The sequence below is a fragment of the Acinetobacter sp. AS23 genome (assembly GCF_023612055.1).
In the GTDB taxonomy this organism is placed as follows: Bacteria; Pseudomonadota; Gammaproteobacteria; order Pseudomonadales; family Moraxellaceae; genus Acinetobacter; species Acinetobacter oleivorans.
Genome location: NZ_CP082274.1, coordinates 2152766 through 2170937 on the forward strand (window position 1 = coordinate 2152766; position 18172 = coordinate 2170937).

The window sequence follows — 18172 nt, forward strand, 5'->3', positions numbered from 1 at the left end:
GCAATCCCTATTCCCATTAAAGACTCCAAAAACTGAAAATCTATTGCATTTGATAGCACTGTTTCAATTTAATGTAGTCGTAGTAAAAACTTGTTGGTGTATAACGTGCATAGTTACATGCAGATTTGAACAAAGTTTCTTTTTCGTTATAAAGCATTTTTACCAAAGTATTGCCTTGGCTATTTTGGTAAATATCCCATTGGACATTTGCTGCCATAGGTGAAACTACTTCACCGCGCCATTCGCTGGTTGAGTAATTATAAGTTTGACGTAGTGGTAAAGGCTGCATCATATTATGTAAATCTAGGCTGGTTGCCAAAGGAATAATAATTTCAGCATGGGCAAACCGTAAAACTGCTTTGTAAGGCTGAGCTTTATTCACCACGGCGTCAACTTGTTGGAACAGGTCCTGTTTAAGTCCTTTAGCAATTTCACTTGTGACTTGATTTGACTCTGTAAAACTTGGACCTTTTTCGTAAAAATCGTTTGCATCATTAAATTCAGCGTAGAATTTCGCAGCATCTAACGGCATATATTTATCAAAATCTATACCTTTTAACTCATCTTTCATACCACCAGAAATTGAATAGAGCTCATAAATATAAGCTGCTGCATCAACTGCACTAGCAATCGTATTTTTCCCCTTACCTTTTTCTGTAATTTGCTCACCTTTTGGTGAAGTTACCGTAAAGGATCCGGTATTGCTAAAGTTATAACCTGTTGTACCCAGTTTTTTAATAAAGTCTGCTTTAAAAATCGGATTAAGCACTGTTTGGGCAGTTTTTTCAGCTTCTGTATTTTTTGATAACTCATCTAACTTTTGGGCTAAATCTTTATTATTTTCTTCAAAATCTTGATAGGACTGACTAGCATCATAAATTTTTTGTTGACCAGCACTAAGTGGTTGGACCAAGTCTTCATCTGCATTCAAACTATGAAAATAGAGCTTAAAACGATCAACGCCACCATCTTCAACACTTGGAACGCTTGCACTCGATAAATTGGTATAAGACGTTGGTACAATTTTATCTTTAAGTTGCGGTTGTTGTTGAATGAGTTCAGCCGTGAAGAACTTAGCACTATCTACCGCACGATCCACCCCAGAACTTTGTACCAATATAGATGCTTGCGAATTTAAAAGACTTGGTAAGCGTTGTAATAAACGATCTGCAATGCCGCGGTGTTCTAAAATACCTGTCGTGGTTTCATTTCCATAACCGTACTGGCGGATTCCTTCCACGCCATAGCCTAATAAGATATTGGCTTTCATCATTGCTTCTAAATCAGCACCCAATTGTTCACCTAATGGTGTTAAGGCATTTTCTGCTTTTGCCTGTTTCCATAAATTATAAAGTGCCAAATCATATTTCAGACTTGAGAGACCTCTTGAACCGTGACGTGCCACTAATTCTGTAAAAACTGGCTGGAACCCATTGGGTGCTTGTTCATAGTTTTTTATTTCTTGTTGTGGTTGGTAAGGCGTTTTAGTTTGATAATATTTTGATGAATTTGTTGGGGCAGTTGTTTGAATGTTTTGATCATCATTATTGTTACAAGCCACAAGTAATAATGATGCTGCGAGCACAGTCGTTTTAAATAAAATATTCATAAGTTAGATGAGTGATTAATAAGAAATGCCAATAGCTTAATTTTTAGCAATGACAGTTCTATTACAATCACTCAAATATCTTTTATAAAAATAATAACTTACATGTGTAGAGAAATATAAGGTTGCTATCTCAACATGAAAGTTAATTGACCATCTGTTTCAGAAAATTCGAATGAATATAATTTCCCAAGCTCTGCCGGCATTTTTAGCAAATCATCTAAAGGTTGTTGCGTGGCCAAACAAGCTAATAGCTTAATCACACCGCCATGGGTAACAACCAATGCATGTTGCCAGTTTTGGTTTTGCATTTCTACGAGTAGTTCTTGAAAGCCTTTAAGCACCCTTGTTTGAAATTGCATTAATGTTTCTGCATGCGGTGGACAATATTGACTCGGTTTTTGCCAAAAATTTGCCAGTAATTCCGGTGAAGTTTCATAAATTTGCTGAGTTGAGACACCTTCCCACTCACCAAAATACATTTCTTTTAAGTCATGGTTTAAAAGTAAAGGTAGCTGAGTTGTCTTTGCAAGTTTCTCAGCAAAACAAGCACAACGTTTTAATGATGAACTTATAATGACATCCCATGACTGATTTGCAACTTGCTCAATGGTTGACTGCATTTGCTGCCAACCTTTTGCCGTTAACTCATCATCTAAATGTCCACGTAAAGTATGGCTATATTGACTCTCGCCATGTCTGAGCAAATCAATTCTGAATTTACCCAATTTTATCCCCGCTTACGGCAGCTTGAGCAAAAGTAGCCATTTGGTTGTGTAATACACATGCCATTTTAAGTAATGACAAAGCAGTACCTGCACCACTACCTTCACCTAACCGTAAATTCATTTTTAAAATCGGCTCTGCATTGAGTTCTTGCAAAATACGACGGTGTCCATACTCTGCCGATTGATGGCCAAATAACATCCAATCACGTACTTTAGGGTTCATCCGTATCGCGCACAAAGCTGCGACCGAACTAATAAAGCCATCCACAATAATAGGTAAACCAATCTGCGCACATCGAATATAAGCACCTACAATTGCCGCAATTTCCAATCCACCAACTGCACACAATGTTTTGAACGCATCACCAGTAACATGTTTATGATGAAGCTCAATTGCTTGTTCAATGACTTCAATTTTATGTCTTAACTGATCGGCACCAATTCCTGTCCCTACTCCAGTTAATTGCTCAGCAGTATCATTTAATAAAAGACATGCTAAGGCAGAAGCAGAACAGGTATTTCCAATTCCCATTTCACCGGCAATATAAATATCCGCGCCGTCGGCTTTAGCCGTGTCTACACTATTTTTACCTAACTCTAGAGCAGCACGGCATTCCTCAGTATTCATTGCAACTTGTTTAGCAAAATTTGCTGTACCAGCTCGAATACAATGACGTTCAACGCCTGCGTATTGGTATGCTTCACCTACGGTACCGCAATCAATCACTTGCAAATGAGCTTGATGATATTTGGCAATGACACTAATTGCTGCACCACCGGTCGTGAAGTTTTGCAGCATTTGACGGGTTACGGCTTGAGGATATGCAGAAATATTTTCTTCAACCACGCCATGATCGCCCGCAAAAATGGTGATCCATGGATGGTTAACTTGTGGATGTGCATTTGACTGCAAACTGGCAAGTTTAACTGCTATCAGTTCTAAATCACCTAAGGCACCAGTAGGTTTTGTGAGTTGGAGTTGATGTTGCTCTGCTTGTTGTTTTGCGTCCAAATTTGGTTGCTGTACAGACTCTAACCACCAGTTCATTTTATTTCTCACCTTTTAAAATCATTGGAAAACCAGCCACACAAAATACAACCTTATCTGCAATTTGCCCTAGAGCTTGATGTAGTCTGCCTGCTTCATCTACAAACTGGCGGCTTATCTTACCGAGTGGCACAACGCCTAAACCCGTTTCATTACTTACTAAAATAATTTCTGACTCAAGCGTAGGTAAAACTTTTAACAGCTGCTCACACTCAAGTTGTTGAACACTTTGATCATCTAAAAGTAACAAATTGGTTAGCCAAAGCGTTAAACAATCCACCAAAATAATTTGATTAGGGCTATCAATTTTTTGTAGAGCATTTGCTAAATATAATGGTTCTTCAACCAAAGACCAGTGAGCAGGACGCTGATTTTGATGGTGTTCAATTCGACTTTGCATTTCTGGGTCAAGCGCTTGCGCCGTAGCAACATAAGTCACAGCTAATTGCGTATTTATTGCTGTTTGTTCAGCCAGTCGGCTTTTGCCAGAACGGGCTCCACCCAAAATCAGTTGCAACATGAATCACCTAAAAACAAATGCTGAGATGGATATAACTTACCTTGTAAAGTTTGAGCCTGATAATAACCAAACGTTAAATGCTCGATCTTAAGATCAAATTCAGCGTGTTTGTATTGTACAGGTAATTGAGAAATTTTTCGTAAAATCAAATCACTACTACAGTCTTTTTTATACAACCCCAATGTAATGTGCGGGCAATACTCTAAAGCAGCAATTTCATTAGAAACTATGCCTAATTTTTGACGTATGTGAGATAAAAAATTATCGGTATCTTGGATTTCTACAAATAAAGCACTACTAAAACTATCGACTAAACCAATTCTTAAATGAAACGGAGCAAAATCTTCTTTTATTAAGATTTCTCTTTGCTGCTCAAATTCACTCAAACTAAAGTCATCACTATAGACTCTGGTTTCGTGGTCTAAAAATCCACATATAAACAGCGTGATATGATATTGACGATTATTGGGTTCTAATAAGAATTCTGAAAAATGCGCGCGTAACGCATCTAAATAATCAACTATTTTTTGATCATTAATTTCTAAATACCATAAAGCATAATTTTGGCGCCCAAGATGCCATTCGGGATAATCCCGTATAGATGTTGGCACCATGAACGTCGAAGGTTTTAGCAGCACAGCTTTAATTCAAAATCATTCAATTTTCGTATTAAAGCACATTTGCCTTTCAGTTGTAGAACATTAATTATTTAAACGAACTTAAGCATACTGAGTACGCGTACTTTTGGAGTTGGTAATATTCATATTTAAAGGCTGTTTGCCTTGTTCAGAAAATAAATATTGAACTAATTGCGTTAACTCAACGTCAAGTTGCCTTTTCTGGGTAGTATTCATATCCAATTTCTGAATTTGCTGTTGTAAATGTTTAATCGCATCAGCCTCTTCAATTTCTAAAAATTGAATCGCATAGGCATAACCTAGAGCAGTACCTTTTAATAAATTTTTATAAGGTAAATCATGATTTATGTTCATTTCAATTGATGCCATGACACGTTCATTATGGTTGAGTTTGCGTAATGGATCTCGAGCTACTCTTTGACACGGATCTTTAAATGCGTATTCACATGAGTCTAGAAAACTTTGAGCCATTCGGTTCAGATCTTTTGCATAGTTAGGCAATACAATTGCAAGCCCCTGTTTTACTTCTATAATTAAGTTTTCTGCAAAGGCTTTAACTGAATGATCACCCATGGCAACACCAATAGATTCATAACCTAGTAAAGATGCGTACCAAGCAAGCATGGCATGCACGCCATTCCATAGTCGGTTTTTGATTAATTGAATATCTGTAATCTGATTAACCAAGACAAGTTGACGTAACTTTTCGAGTAGAGGGCTGCCTTTTTCTACATAAATTGGCATATCCGTTTCGCTATGAAACAGAATTAGGTCCATGCTTTGTAATATATGACCTGGCTGGAAATTACGGCGCATGTTATCAACATATAAAGATGCCTGATTTTGCTGATCTTGGGACAGTTTATTGCAATCTTCAATTTCGACTTGTTCTTCATGCTCCACATCAGATAAATGCTGTTCAAGAAAGTGATGCTTAATACGAAGTTGACGATATAAATTCTGATTAGATAGCTTTGAAACCATGCGGTTTACAACGGTGTCACAAAAGTAATGTTCTTTTAAAATATGCTCAGTTACATCTTCATCGTTGGTTAACTCTAGTAGAGCTTCTCTAAGATGCTTCATAACCAAATATTTCGCACCAACTTTATTTAAAATAATTAGAAAAGTTAGCGGTTCAATACATGTTTCAAGTGGCGAGTTAAAACGCGCATATAATCCTCTTGCAATTATTTTTGCTTCAGTCTCGATCGCTTGTTCAGGTAAGCAAAGTGCAATCAAACTTGAATGTGTATACATCTCTAGCATTTGTTGCTCATTGTCAGAATCAACAATGGTCATATTCTCAATACGTTCATCATAAGAAAACTGTCCATAGCGAATACTATAAGTTCCAAATGCATTCACAGCTTCTCGAAAAAGACTATTACGTGTTGAAGCAATAATTCTCTTGGGTTTTGTGTACCCATCCCAATGTGACAAGATTTGCGCTATATAACCACCGCCAATAGCACCGAAACCATGTATTCCAACCGTCAGTTGATTTAGGCTTTGCGGAAAAGGTTCCTGCATCTCTGGCATATCCATAACAGGAATAAATTGGTCGAGATCGGTTAAAAAGTCATACATCTGATCATAATAAAAATGTGCTTTTTCCAGCATTTCGTCATTTGGTTCTTTAATATCTTTTAATAAAATGGTTAAACCTTTTGAAGTGTGAGCTGAAGTTAAACCATTTTCAGAATCTTCAAACATAAGACACTGGTTAGCGTCCAAGTGAAGTTGACTAGCAGCTTTTAAAAAGATTTCTGGATGTGGCTTTCCTTGCTCTACTTCATCACCACAGGTAACCACATCAAAAAATTTATAAACATTCGCATTAATTAAATATTCTTCGGCAATTGCTCTACGGCTTGAAGTCGCAACAGCCATTCTTAAGCCAGATTTTCGTAAACGTTCTAAAACTTGAACCAAACCTTTTTTAATCGGTACGCCGTGTTTTCGAATATATTCGAGTTCCATTTCATCAGCTTTTTTTCGAATTTCTTTATAGGGAACATTTACACCATATAACCGTTGAGCCAATTGCTCAGCCGTAGTTGCACTTAAACCTAAACATTGCATTAAATATTCGTGTGAAAACTCCTGTCCAATGAGTTCTTGAGATGCATGTTGCAATGTTTGAAACCGCAACCTCTCAGTATCAAACATTGTCCCATCCATATCAAAAATTGCTCCATGAACAGGTTTTCCATGAAAAATAAGCACGCTTTTTCCTCTTTTTTGATCATGTTTTATTCAGGGTATACAAAAAATTGGTTAAAAAGGCGGGATATTAATAAATGAAACATTAGTGGTTATTTTTTAATCAAAAATATAAGAGATCTGTTACTGAGCAGAGTTAAAACTCTAAAAAGGTTGAACAATATGAATAAGTATGAAGCTAACTGTAAATACAAGAGTAGCAAGCCATCCTCGCTTGCCACTCTTGGTTTATTCTTTTTGTTGCGCTGATAGTATTTATTTTTCTTAGTTCCATTTACCGCTACTTGAACCTGCATATTTTTATAATGTCTCGCAGGTGTCACATACCAGGAATCAACTCACCTTTCGCTATTCTCATTATTGGTGCTTCTGGTATAACTCTAAAATTCGTAAGAAAATGAGCATGAACGAATAGAATATAAGATTGATATTACAACCAATGTCTTTGCTCCTTTAGAAAATAGCTATATCGCCACTAACAATAATGATAATCATTTTCATTTGATAGTTCAAGCTTTTTCTTCATTATTTGTGCTTCTCTCTTTTAAAAAAAGATCTGCATAAAGTATTTTCTCAATATAGATAGAGAATCATGATTGGTTCTTAAAGTATGTTTTTCAGTCATTATTATTGATCAAGCACATCAACAAATTGAGCATTTAAAAGCTGAGCTAAATCTTTTGGATTTAAACCAATATCCAGCCCTCTTTTTCCCCCACTTACATAAATTTTATTAAAGTTTTGAGCGGATGCATCAATGACCGTTTTTAATCGTTTCTTTTGGCCTAAAGGACTAATCCCTCCTACTAAATATCCTGTTAAACGTTCGGCATCTTTAGGATTAGCCATCTGTATTTTTTTACATCCAAACGCCGTAGCTACTTTTTTTAAATTTAATTGGTGATTAACTGGCAAGACAGCAACGAAATAATTTTTATCGTCACTTACCATTAGAGTTTTAAATACTTCGTTTACATCTAAATCTAATTTTTCGGCTGCTTCTAATCCAAAACTTTTGGCATTTGAATCATGTTCATATTCATGAATAGAAAATTCGATTTTATTACTTTTTAACAATCTACATGCAGGAGTCATGATAAGTGGTGTTATAGATGAAATTGTTTCGATTATAGTTTTTTTAGAAAAATTTTTAAATTTGCTTAGGCTATTTACAAGAGTTACATAAAAATTCAAACAGCAACTGAAGAAAAAATAATCTCAACTTGATATTCGTTGCTCGACTCCATATATTTTATTTAGATTTGAAGTCTGAGCTGACAATTTTATGAGTTATAAACACAACAATCTGATGGCGATGCGTCACCGTTTTTGGGATGAATCTTCAGATTCTGTATTAAATGAAAAGCATTTTTTGCAGCAGACGTTAATTGAACAAGGTATTTTTAATAACGCAACTCTTGATGATGTTAAGTACTTCTTTTATACCCTTCCTAGCATCATTATAGTAAAAGCTCATGCACTTGGCTTTATGCATGATTCAGTCAAACAGATGTTATTGCAACATATTCAGACCAATCGCCTGCATTTGATGCAGAAATCTGAATTAAAGATTCAATTTAAAATGTAATCCACTTTGTTATCAAAGATCTGTTTTATCTTAGTTTTAGTCATCTGAATTGTTTTAATTTCTTAAATTTCCGAATTGCTTAGGCTATTTAAGAATTATTGGAATAAAGATGACCATTTCGGCCTATCATTCAGTCTGAGAGAACTATTTTAATACGCTCAAAACATGTAATATTCGTTACAATTTTAGATCACCAGCGTTTGGCTGCATGATGCGCATAGGATTCTATTTTCATGTCAAATCAGAAAGATAAGCTTAAGAGTTTAAAAACTTCTTCCATGGATCGACGCTTATCAATCGCGAAAGCTTCTTTACTTGCAGGAACACGTTGGGCAACTGCAAGTGCCTCTTCTTTATTTTCTAATGAAGAAGAAAAAGAAAAGAAACGCAAAAAAGCGATGAGCGAACAAGCTAACTATCTGGTTTCTGAAATAGGTAAACTTAAGGGTTCTATTGTTAAAATTGGCCAAATGATGGCTCTTTATGGTGAACACTTTTTACCAGAAGAGATTACACAAGCATTAAATACCCTAAATAACCAAACCGTTGCCTTAGATTGGCCTGCAATTAAGCCACATTTACAAGAGCAATTGGGTGCTAAATTAAATGATTTAACGATTGATCATGAACCAATTGGTACTGCATCTCTCGCACAAGTACATCGTGCAACACGTAAATCAGACGGCTTAGAGTTAGTTTTAAAAATCCAATATCCTGGCGTTGCAAATGCAATTGATTCAGATATGAGCTTGTTTAAAAACATGCTTAAACTGACACGTATGGTGCCACAAACCCGTGAATTTGATCAGTGGTTTGATGAAGTACGTGAAATGATGCATCGTGAAGTTGATTATGATGTTGAAGCTGCCACTACCCGTCGTTTCGGTGAACGCTTAAAAGATGACGAGCGTTATATTGTTCCGACAATTGTAGATGAATACTGCACTAATCAAGTACTTTGCATGACTTTTGAACGTGGTGTTCCAATCAATAGCCCTGTGATGTTGTCTTTACCTCAAGAGCGTCGTAATCAGCTCGGTGAAGCTTCACTCGAAATTGCAGTTCGTGAAATTTTTGAATGGGGTGAAATGCAGACTGACCCTAACTTTGGTAATTACCTTGTTCGTTTGGGTAATGGCCAAGACGTTCAAGACAAAATTGTGTTATTAGATTTTGGTGCTATCCGTCAGTTTGATGAACATCTGTTAGCAGTTGCACGTCAACTCATTCAAGCAGGTTATCAGCATGATAAAAATGCGATGGTACAAGCCATGACTGGATATGAATTTTTTGATGCAATGCCTGAAAGTATTAAACCCGGCATGGCTGATGTGTTTTTAATCGCGACAGAAGCATTTAGTACCCCTGCAAATAATCCAGATATGCCCGCTGGCCTTATGGATGAACATGAACGTTATGACTGGAAGAAAAGTCAGTTACATAGCCGTGTTATGCAGCAAGCAAGTAAATCAATGGCGTCACGTTATTTCTCAGTTCCTCCAAAAGAATTTATGTTTATTAGCCGTAAGTTTATTGGGGCCTATACGTTTATGACAGTTATTGATGCAAAAACAAATGTGCGACGTATGATTCGTAACTTTGCTTAATTTAATAAAGGGCTAGAATGATTCCATGTCATTCTAGTCAATACCTCTCAATCCACCCAATCATCAAATAATTTTAAACAAATAAAATCAAAAACTTATAATTTTATTATTTTCTATTTGCCATTTATCTACTCATTTTTTGAATGTCAGTAACGACATAGTTTTTTAATATGAGGCGTGTCAGCATAAAACAATAACAACGTGTTAGGACACCATAATCATGACAAGTATGATCAATAAAGCTCAGGGTTTGGGTTTATCGCTGATCACCAGATTGGCTGGAAGCGATGTACTTGATCAACTCAAGTTGCGTAAATTTGTTGAAAAATCTCTTTATCAAGGTTCAAAAGCTGGTTTTAAAGCATTAAGCCAGACTCAAAAAGCATTTAAACCAAAACAGATCTCACAACAGCGATTACCTCGCCAACAAAAAAATCTATTTGATTTAAGCCTAACTGAAGAACAACAAATGACTTCTGATGCAATGTCTCAATTTGCTCAAGAGGTTCTATTAGGATTAGCGCATGATGCTGATCAGGCAGCTCAGTTTCCTGAAAGTCTTTGGCAATATGTGGAAGATTTAGGACTCAATTACTATGCACTTCCAGAGGCATTAGGTGGTGTCGCGGCCGAACAAAATATTGTAAGTAATCTATTAATAGCTGAAAAACTAGCTGAAGGTGATTTTAGCCTTACAGCAGGATTACTCAGTACATTTAGCGTTATCAATGCAATCACACGTTGGGGTTCTGCTGAAGTTCAGTCAATGTACCTACCATGTTTTGCAGAAGACTCAGACATTACAGCAACCTTTGCAGTTCAAGAAGCAACTCCAGCATTTAATCCTTATGCTTTAAAAACAAAAGCATCACTTGAAAATGATCAGTTTTTCATTGATGGCGAAAAAACATTAGTAATTTTAGGTGATTTAGCTGATGTATTTTTAGTAAGTGCAGACTTTAACGGCAAGCCAGACGTATTTGTCGTGCAATGCGGTGACACAATTTCAATTAAAAACACTCCAGCTATGGGTCTTAAAGCCACAGAAACTGCAACTCTTCGCTTTAATCACACACCTGCTCTACGCTTAGGTGCAACAGATTTTGATTACACTGCATTTTTAGATTTGGGTAACTTAATGTGGTGTGCAATGGCTGTAGGTACATGTGAAGCTGTTAAAGCTTACTGTATTAAATATGCCAATGAACGAACTGCTTTCGGTGAACCAATTTCTCATCGCCAAAGTGTCGCTTTCATGATTGCAGATATGGCTATCGAAATTGATGCGATGCGTATGTTGATTTTAAATGCGGCAAGTCTTGCAGAGTCAGGCAAGCCATTTCACCGCGAAGCTTATCTAGCCCAACTACTCTGTGCTGAAAAATCCATGAAAATCGGTACAGATGGTGTGCAAATTCTTGGTGGACATGGTTTCACAAAAGAACATCCAGTTGAACGCTGGTACCGTGATCTACGCGCTACTGCAATTTTACAATCTGGCTTACATGCTTAAATGATCAATCAGAGGATACTTTAATGAATTTACAAAATCCTAAAAAATTCAAAATGATGATTGATCAAGCACATGATGTTGCGATCAATGTTTTACGCCCTATTTCTCGTAAATATGATAAAGCTGAGCATGCGTATCCCAAAGAGCTGGATATGCTCGCTTCACTCATTGATGGTATGAATGAAGGTGGCGAAGGTATTAATGCTGGAGCTGCAGGTGCTGGAAAGCGCGGTCATACAGACAGTGAGGGTGTTCGTAACGGAACCAACATGTCGACCGCTCTTGGTATTATTGAGATGTGTTATGGCGATACAGGCTTATTGCTGAGTATGCCACGTCAGGGGCTTGGGAACTCAGCAATTGCTGCTGTCGCAAATGATGAGCAATTAGAGCGGTTCAACGGAACATGGGCAGCAATGGCAATTACTGAGCCAGGATGTGGCTCTGACTCTGCTGCTATCCGCACCACTGCAACAAAAGATGGCAATGACTATATTTTAAATGGTGAAAAGATTTTTGTGACCTCTGGCGAACGTGCAGATTCTGTCGTCGTTTGGGCCACGCTTGATCGCAAACTTGGACGTGCAGCTATTAAGTCATTTGTGGTACCCAAAGGTACACCGGGAATGAAAGTTGAACGTCTCGAACATAAATTAGGAATTAAAGCTTCAGATACAGCAGTGATTAGTTTTATTGATTGCCGTGTGCCAGCCGAAAACCTTTTAGGTAATGCCGAAGTAGACGTCGCTAAAGGTTTTGCTGGAGTAATGGAAACTTTTGACAACACTCGCCCCTTAGTTGCAGCAATGGCAATCGGTTGTGCTAAAGCTTCACTAGAACGTATTAAAGAGATTTTTAAAGATCAACTTGATCTTGATTACTCTACCCCCTACCTACATGCTTCTAACCTTGCAGCACAAATCTACCGTATGGAAGCTGAGTGGGAAGCTGCTCGCCTACTCATGTTAAAAGCAACGTGGATGGCAGATAACAAAAAACCAAACTCTAAGGAAGCTTCTATTGCAAAAGCTAAAGCAGGTCGTGTGGGTAATGAGATCACTTTAAAATGTGTCGAATTAGCAGCAAGTGTGGGCTATAACGAAGATGAGTTACTTGAAAAATGGGCTCGTGATTCGAAAATTCTCGATATCTTTGAAGGTACTCAGCAAATCCAGCAATTAATCATTGCCCGCCGAGAACTGGGTAAATCCTCTAGCGAACTAAAATAATAATTAAGGGAAATTTCCCCTTCTTTTATTAGCTTTTTATGTAAAAACTTAAAAGCCCTCTAGCGATTAAACTAGAGGGCTTCGTATTTCAGGAATTAATTTTTTTATTTATTCGGTAGTTGTACTGTCTAATGCTTTATCAACTACACCAAATTTCTTAAAGATTTTTGCACGTCGTTTTGACGAAATATTTGCTTTGTTTAAATCACCTTTATAATGATCAAAAACTCGCTTATCCATTATTTTAAACCACAATGAAGGGATTAATGCTGGTAGTAGCATACTGGCATAACCGCTTGGTAGCTCAGGTGCCTCGTCAAAATGACGTAATGCTTGGAATGGACGAGTCGGATAAGCATGATGGTCTGAATGACGCTGCAATTGGTACAAGAATAAGTTTGTTACAACGTTATTATTGTTCCAGCTATGCTCTGGCATTGTACGTTCATATTGACCATTTTCTTTTTTCTGACGTAATAAACCATAATGCTCAATATAGTTAATAATTTCAAAAAGACTAATGCCATAGAATGCTTGTGTCGCTAAATATGGAATTGTACGTTTACCAAAGATTCCAACCATAGAACCATGAAAAGCAGCAGTCATTCCCCAGCCTTGCAATAGTTCATTATCTGAAGACCAGAATTCTTTACCTTTACGTTTTAAACGATTTTTTTCAATTTCTATTGCAGACTTAAAAGAACCAATAACAGTACGTGGCCAGAACTCATAGAATGTTTCACCCATACGTGATGAAGCTGGATCTGCTGGTGTTGCTGCACGCTTATGATGACCGTAAGGATGCTCAATACGGAAATGATTATAGCCTGTTGGAACTAAAGCAAGATGAGACAGAATATGGTCTATACGGTCATGCTTATGACTTAACTCATGGGCTGTATTAATCGCAATACCATTGATTGCACCCATTGAAATACCAAGTAAAATCTTATCAATAAAAGATGTTGTTTTACGACTTGTTAAATAACATGCATAAACATTCGCAGCATACTGTAGAGGGATAAAGCTCTTCACAAGACGTGAGTAATATGGATCTTTTTCTAAAAGCTTAATTTCTTCATCTGTCGGATTTCGAGCGTCTTTCCCAATAATAGTATCAATTGCAGGAATCACGACATGTAATAAAAGTGGACCACCTAATGCGAAAACTTTCTTCAAAGGACGTGGACCAAACTGATAACCAGCTAAAATAGCTAAACCGATAGCAGGTAAAGCAGGACTAATCATCCATAAAAAGCGTTTGCGATCTATTTCACGCATAGACGCAGGCACTGGCATAAGTTCTTGCTGAACATTTACTGGTGCATTCATAGCTATATTTCCTTTTTCTATATGTCTATATAGTTAAAGAAATAGTGTTTAGTTAACAGTAGTAACCGTCCAAAAAACCTATGTTAAAGTCTTTGGCATTTTCTTCCACTTTTCTGTCCTAAAAACACATGTTGATCTATTCTTATAGCTCACTATAATTTTATTAAAATAATGATTGATCATTTAAATATGGATGCACTAAGTAAATTTTTTGATGATATTCACCTGAATAAGTCTGAATACATCTATTTAAAAGCGCAAGGAGAATGGGCTTTTAAAACACAAGATCAATCTGCTTTACTTGCTTATATTGTTTTAACTGGTTCTGTATATATTCAACTTAACACTTCAGAAAAAATAACTGCGACTGCTGGCGATATTATTTTAATTCCTTCAGGAAAAGCACATAGTGCGACTGACTCAAAATCAACAGCGAGTAAGTTGGTAGATTCTTTGGATATCACTTCGCTTTTTAATGGTCATAGACAAGATGCCATCGAATTTGGTACTTCATCTCCAGATAATACATTATTGCTATCTTTACGCTGTCAAATCGATACTCATATGGCTGGGCCACTCATTAATGCCCTGCCGTCCATCATGCATATTCAGCATGAAAATCAAACTACCCCACCTGAATGGCTACAAATTGGACTTTATTTTCTAGCAATCGAAACTCAAAAAATCAGGCCGGGTCACGACAAAATTATTGATCATTTAGTCAGTATTTTGCTCATCGAATGCATTCGTGATCATATTCAGCAGATGACAGATCAACAAAACTGGTTAAGTGCTTTAACTCATCCCGAACTAAGCAATGCGCTATCTGCTATTCATAGCCAGCCAGAAGTCACATGGACAGTTGAATCTTTAGCTGAACAATGCTGTATGTCACGTTCTAAATTTGCAAACTTATTTAGCAGTATTATTGGTGAGCCACCTCTAACTTATTTACAACATTATCGTTTCCGTTTAGCCAGCCAGTATTTACGTACAAGTAACTTATCAATTCAGCAAATATCAAATAAGGTTGGCTATTCATCCGAAACAGCATTTAGTCAGGCATTTAAACGAATTTTTGATTTATCTCCTAAACAATATAGACAGCAATATATTGGGCACAGCTTAGATTAACTGCCAATAAAAAAAGCGCCGAGGCGCTTTTTTTATTGAATCAAATTATTATTTAATTTTTGCATGTGATTTTAAATATTGACTGTAATCTTCTAATATTTGTTGACCACGTGACTGACGATAAAGTTGCTTTAACTGCTGCAACTGATCAGCAGGAATAGCATTCGCAGCAGATGAATTTACATTTGAAACTGCAACAACAACTAGCTCATTTGGTAAATTTGCAGTTGTAACAGACCACATACCTGGCTTAGGTGTAGCTGCACTAAATGCCGCGCGCTCAATTTCACGCTTTAATCCTTGTGAACGACTAAATACGCCAGCCGATTCAAATGCTACTTTATTTTTAGCAACTACTTGATCTGCTGGTTGAGTTTTAAATTCAGCTAGCATTGTAGCAATTTTAGCTTGAACAGCTTTACGCGCTTTTTCATCGATAACTTTTGCTTTTGCTTCATTCATCGCCTGTGCTAAAGGTTTTACACCAGCAGCATGATAATCACGTACTTTAACCCATACCGTATCACCATTCGCTAACTGAATATTAGAGGATGCATTACGGTCACCATTTTTCACGTCATCATTAAACAATTTAATTTTAACGTTTGGATCACTTAAATATGGATTTTGTGTAGCTAAAGTTACGCCATTTAATGATTCAACTTTTGTACCTTTTACTTCTTGTACAACAGCTTCTAAAGAATCATTACCAACAATCGTTTCATTTAAACTGTTTACGGTATCTGAATAAACAGTTGCAACTTTATTCTTTTCAACCTCAGCAGTTAAACGCGCCTTCTCTGCTTCGAATGAAGGGATTTGACTAGCTTGAGTTTCTGCCTCAATAATATGATAACCATATTGAGTTTTTACTGGTTGAGAAATCTGTCCATTTTTCAAGCTCACTACAGTTTTATCAAATGCATCGGAAAAAACACCTGGTGCATACGCTTCAACTAAACCACCTTTTGCTTTCGAACTTGGATCTTCAGAGAACTGAGATGCAGCTTGTGCAAATGTCAGACCGCCTTGAATTTTCGCATATACTTCTTTAGCAAGTTTTTGAGCTGCGGCATCATCACGAGCATCAGTAGTAATTAAAATATGCTTCACAGTACGTTTAGCATCTTTTTTCTGAGTTTCAACAAACTTGCTATACGCTTGTTGAAGTTCAGCTTCAGTTGCCGGAGCTGGTTTAGCCATTAGTGATGGTGACACAACCACATAATCCACATCAACAGAAGATTGTTGTTTAAACTCATTTTGGTGTTTGTTGTAATAATCTGTAGCTTCTTGATTAGAGGCAGTTAAACCAGTTTTATAACCATCTAATTTAATACTAGCCAAATGTAATGTACGTTGTTCAGTTTGCAAATTCGCAATTTGCATTAAATCAACTTTACTTACTAAAGAGTAATCAGAAAAAGTTGACGTTAGCATTTTTAAAGCATGATCTTGACGAAGACTAGCGATTAAGCCCTGACTTGTCATACCAATAGAACGTAAGTAATTTTCATAGAGTTTTTGCGAGAACTGTCCATTCTCTTGCAAACTAGGCTGTTGAGCTAACATTTGCTCAATTTGAGTATCACTAAGTGAGATACCTAATTTTTCAGCTTGTTGAATTAGTAAATTACGCGACACTAAAATATCAAGTGCCTTAGCCTGAATAACAGGCAAATTAAGTAAACTCTCATCGCCTTTAACAGCAGCTAAATATTGTTCTTTGTAAGACTGAGTTAAAGTTTCAAGGTCTTTTTTAGATATTTCTTGGCCATTTACTGTTTTTGCAACATCAGCCTTGTTTCCCCTATTAAAATATCCTTCAATACCTACAAGTGCTAAAGGGGTCAAAAACAAAATTAGAAGGACTTTGCCGAGCCAACCCTTAATGACTGTACGAAACGATTCCATAAGTATTCCAATATTTTATTTCGAGGAGAATTTTAACTGAAAAACCACAATCAATGAATGAGCAATATTGGTCAATTCAGATTTTTAATAAAAAACGCGCCTATATTGGCGCGTTTAATCATCTTAAAAGATTAAGCTACTGAATCTTTAAGACCTTTACCAGCTTTGAAGCTAGGTACTTTTGTTGCTTTAATTTGAAGCTCTTCACCAGTTTTAGGGTTACGACCAGTGCGTGCAGCACGTTCTTTAACACTGAAAGTACCAAAACCAACTAAAGTTACTGTGTCACCTTTTTTAAGTGCTTCAGTAATTGACGCAATTGTCGCATCGAGTGCCTTGCCTGCATCAGTCTTAGATACTCCCCCTTTTTCAGCAATTGCATCGATTAATTCTGATTTATTCATGAATAAAACATCCTCTTAATATCGTTTGTTTAAGGTCCAAGGCTATAGTTTAAAAGGCCATGACGCCTTTATAGCAATGCTTTGGGGGAAAACGCAATACTAGAGCAGGGCTTTTAGCGAAAATAAATGCTAAAAAACTGTTATATATTTGCTAAATCCCAACATTTTTTACTTTTTATTCAATTTTTCTTTCAATTGCTGGTTTTCTTCTATTAAAGCATCCACCTTAATATGAAGCTGTACTAAGAGCTGTTCAATGTGCTGTAAATCCTTCGGAGTAACCAATCCAATCCGGTTTAAAGAGTGGTTCACACTGGTATCAAGAATTTTCTCTACTTTATCTTTTGTTTCAGATACAGATTCTTTTGCTTTTTCTGTGACTTTGCCTACAGTGTTATCTGCTAAGTCTCCAGTTTTTGACTCTAGTTCTTCACCAACTTTGACTAAGGAATCAAAGAGTTTGTTGCCCTCTTCTTCTGCGCGAGAAAAAGCTCCTAGTCCAGCTAGCCAAATTTGCTTGGTATACTTTCTAAAATCCAGAGCTGATTTTCTTGAACTTCTTGATTTTAATTTATTTTTTTCTTCCGACTCTTCTGCCTGCGTATCTATATTTGCATTATCCATTAATCTAAACTCCTAATCAGATGAGAGAGATGATGACTGATTTGACCACAAAATATTTCTA

The 18172-nt window shown here is 36.7% G+C and carries 16 protein-coding genes; 5 read left to right on the plus strand and 11 right to left on the minus strand.

Features of this window, described 5'->3' with window-relative positions; genetic code table 11:
- Positions 1 to 40: 40 nt before the first annotated feature.
- The 7 genes from K6I41_RS10035 to ybaK all read right to left on the minus strand — a co-directional run bounded on the left by K6I41_RS10035 (position 41) and on the right by ybaK (position 7861).
- Entirely contained in the window at positions 41 to 1609 is a 1569-nt protein-coding gene (locus tag K6I41_RS10035) for a histidine phosphatase family protein (RefSeq protein WP_250374222.1), read from the minus strand.
- A gap of 125 nt (positions 1610 to 1734) precedes the next feature.
- Positions 1735 to 2334: a histidine phosphatase family protein gene (locus K6I41_RS10040; protein ID WP_151822706.1), complete on the minus strand. Its 600-nt coding sequence runs from the start codon at positions 2332 to 2334 to the stop codon at positions 1735 to 1737.
- Positions 2327 to 3382, minus strand: a complete 1056-nt coding sequence (gene cobT / locus K6I41_RS10045; protein ID WP_250374223.1) for a nicotinate-nucleotide--dimethylbenzimidazole phosphoribosyltransferase — start codon at positions 3380 to 3382, stop codon at positions 2327 to 2329. The genes K6I41_RS10040 and cobT overlap by 8 nt, the downstream gene beginning before the upstream one ends.
- Before the next feature lies 1 nt (position 3383).
- Entirely contained in the window at positions 3384 to 3902 is a 519-nt protein-coding gene (gene cobU, locus K6I41_RS10050) for a bifunctional adenosylcobinamide kinase/adenosylcobinamide-phosphate guanylyltransferase (protein ID WP_250374224.1), read from the minus strand.
- A complete protein-coding gene (locus K6I41_RS10055) occupies positions 3890 to 4516 on the minus strand; it encodes a 2'-5' RNA ligase family protein (RefSeq protein WP_250375775.1) in 627 nt (208 codons plus the stop codon). Before K6I41_RS10055 ends, cobU begins: the two co-directional genes overlap by 13 nt.
- Positions 4517 to 4621: 105 nt before the next feature.
- Positions 4622 to 6769 carry a bifunctional mannitol-1-phosphate dehydrogenase/phosphatase gene (gene mtlD / locus K6I41_RS10060; protein WP_250374225.1) on the minus strand — a complete coding sequence of 716 codons (2148 nt, stop codon included), beginning with the start codon at positions 6767 to 6769 and terminating at the stop codon, positions 4622 to 4624.
- 624 nt (positions 6770 to 7393) lie between these two features.
- Complete coding sequence (gene ybaK, locus K6I41_RS10065; RefSeq protein WP_151767297.1) at positions 7394 to 7861, minus strand: Cys-tRNA(Pro) deacylase; 468 nt, start codon at positions 7859 to 7861, stop codon at positions 7394 to 7396.
- Positions 7862 to 8051: 190 nt separating this feature from the next.
- On the opposite strand from ybaK, the gene K6I41_RS10070 reads away from it, so the two are divergent.
- From K6I41_RS10070 to K6I41_RS10085, 4 genes are all read left to right on the plus strand, one after another.
- Positions 8052 to 8354, plus strand: coding sequence for a hypothetical protein (locus K6I41_RS10070; protein ID WP_005304842.1), 303 nt, complete (start codon positions 8052 to 8054; stop codon positions 8352 to 8354).
- Positions 8355 to 8587: 233 nt separating this feature from the next.
- A complete protein-coding gene (locus K6I41_RS10075) occupies positions 8588 to 9961 on the plus strand; it encodes an ABC1 kinase family protein (RefSeq protein ID WP_005304840.1) in 1374 nt (457 codons plus the stop codon).
- A 229-nt stretch (positions 9962 to 10190) separates the two neighbouring features.
- Positions 10191 to 11474 carry an acyl-CoA dehydrogenase family protein gene (locus K6I41_RS10080; protein WP_250375776.1) on the plus strand — a complete coding sequence of 428 codons (1284 nt, stop codon included), beginning with the start codon at positions 10191 to 10193 and terminating at the stop codon, positions 11472 to 11474.
- A 23-nt stretch (positions 11475 to 11497) separates the two neighbouring features.
- Positions 11498 to 12703, plus strand: a complete 1206-nt coding sequence (locus K6I41_RS10085) for an acyl-CoA dehydrogenase family protein (RefSeq protein WP_250374226.1) — start codon at positions 11498 to 11500, stop codon at positions 12701 to 12703.
- Between the two features lie 108 nt (positions 12704 to 12811).
- Here the strand turns inward: K6I41_RS10085 and K6I41_RS10090 are convergent, their stop codons facing one another.
- Complete coding sequence (locus tag K6I41_RS10090) at positions 12812 to 14035, minus strand: alkane 1-monooxygenase (protein WP_250374227.1); 1224 nt, start codon at positions 14033 to 14035, stop codon at positions 12812 to 12814.
- A 189-nt stretch (positions 14036 to 14224) separates the two neighbouring features.
- Here K6I41_RS10090 and K6I41_RS10095 point away from each other — a divergent pair, with 189 nt between their 5' ends.
- Positions 14225 to 15169 (plus strand): AraC family transcriptional regulator, encoded by a 945-nt coding sequence (locus K6I41_RS10095; protein ID WP_013198047.1) that lies wholly within the window; start codon positions 14225 to 14227, stop codon positions 15167 to 15169.
- A gap of 48 nt (positions 15170 to 15217) precedes the next feature.
- On the opposite strand, the gene K6I41_RS10100 is transcribed toward K6I41_RS10095, so the two are convergent.
- The 3 genes from K6I41_RS10100 to K6I41_RS10110 form a co-directional block, all read right to left on the minus strand.
- On the minus strand, positions 15218 to 17083 hold the full coding sequence (locus tag K6I41_RS10100) for a SurA N-terminal domain-containing protein (RefSeq protein ID WP_151988016.1): 1866 nt from the start codon (positions 17081 to 17083) through the stop codon (positions 15218 to 15220).
- Between the two features lie 131 nt (positions 17084 to 17214).
- Entirely contained in the window at positions 17215 to 17487 is a 273-nt protein-coding gene (hbs, locus tag K6I41_RS10105) for a non-specific DNA-binding protein Hbs (protein WP_001043034.1), read from the minus strand.
- A 168-nt stretch (positions 17488 to 17655) separates the two neighbouring features.
- A complete protein-coding gene (locus tag K6I41_RS10110) occupies positions 17656 to 18111 on the minus strand; it encodes a phasin family protein (protein ID WP_005304825.1) in 456 nt (151 codons plus the stop codon).
- Positions 18112 to 18172 lie beyond the last annotated feature (61 nt).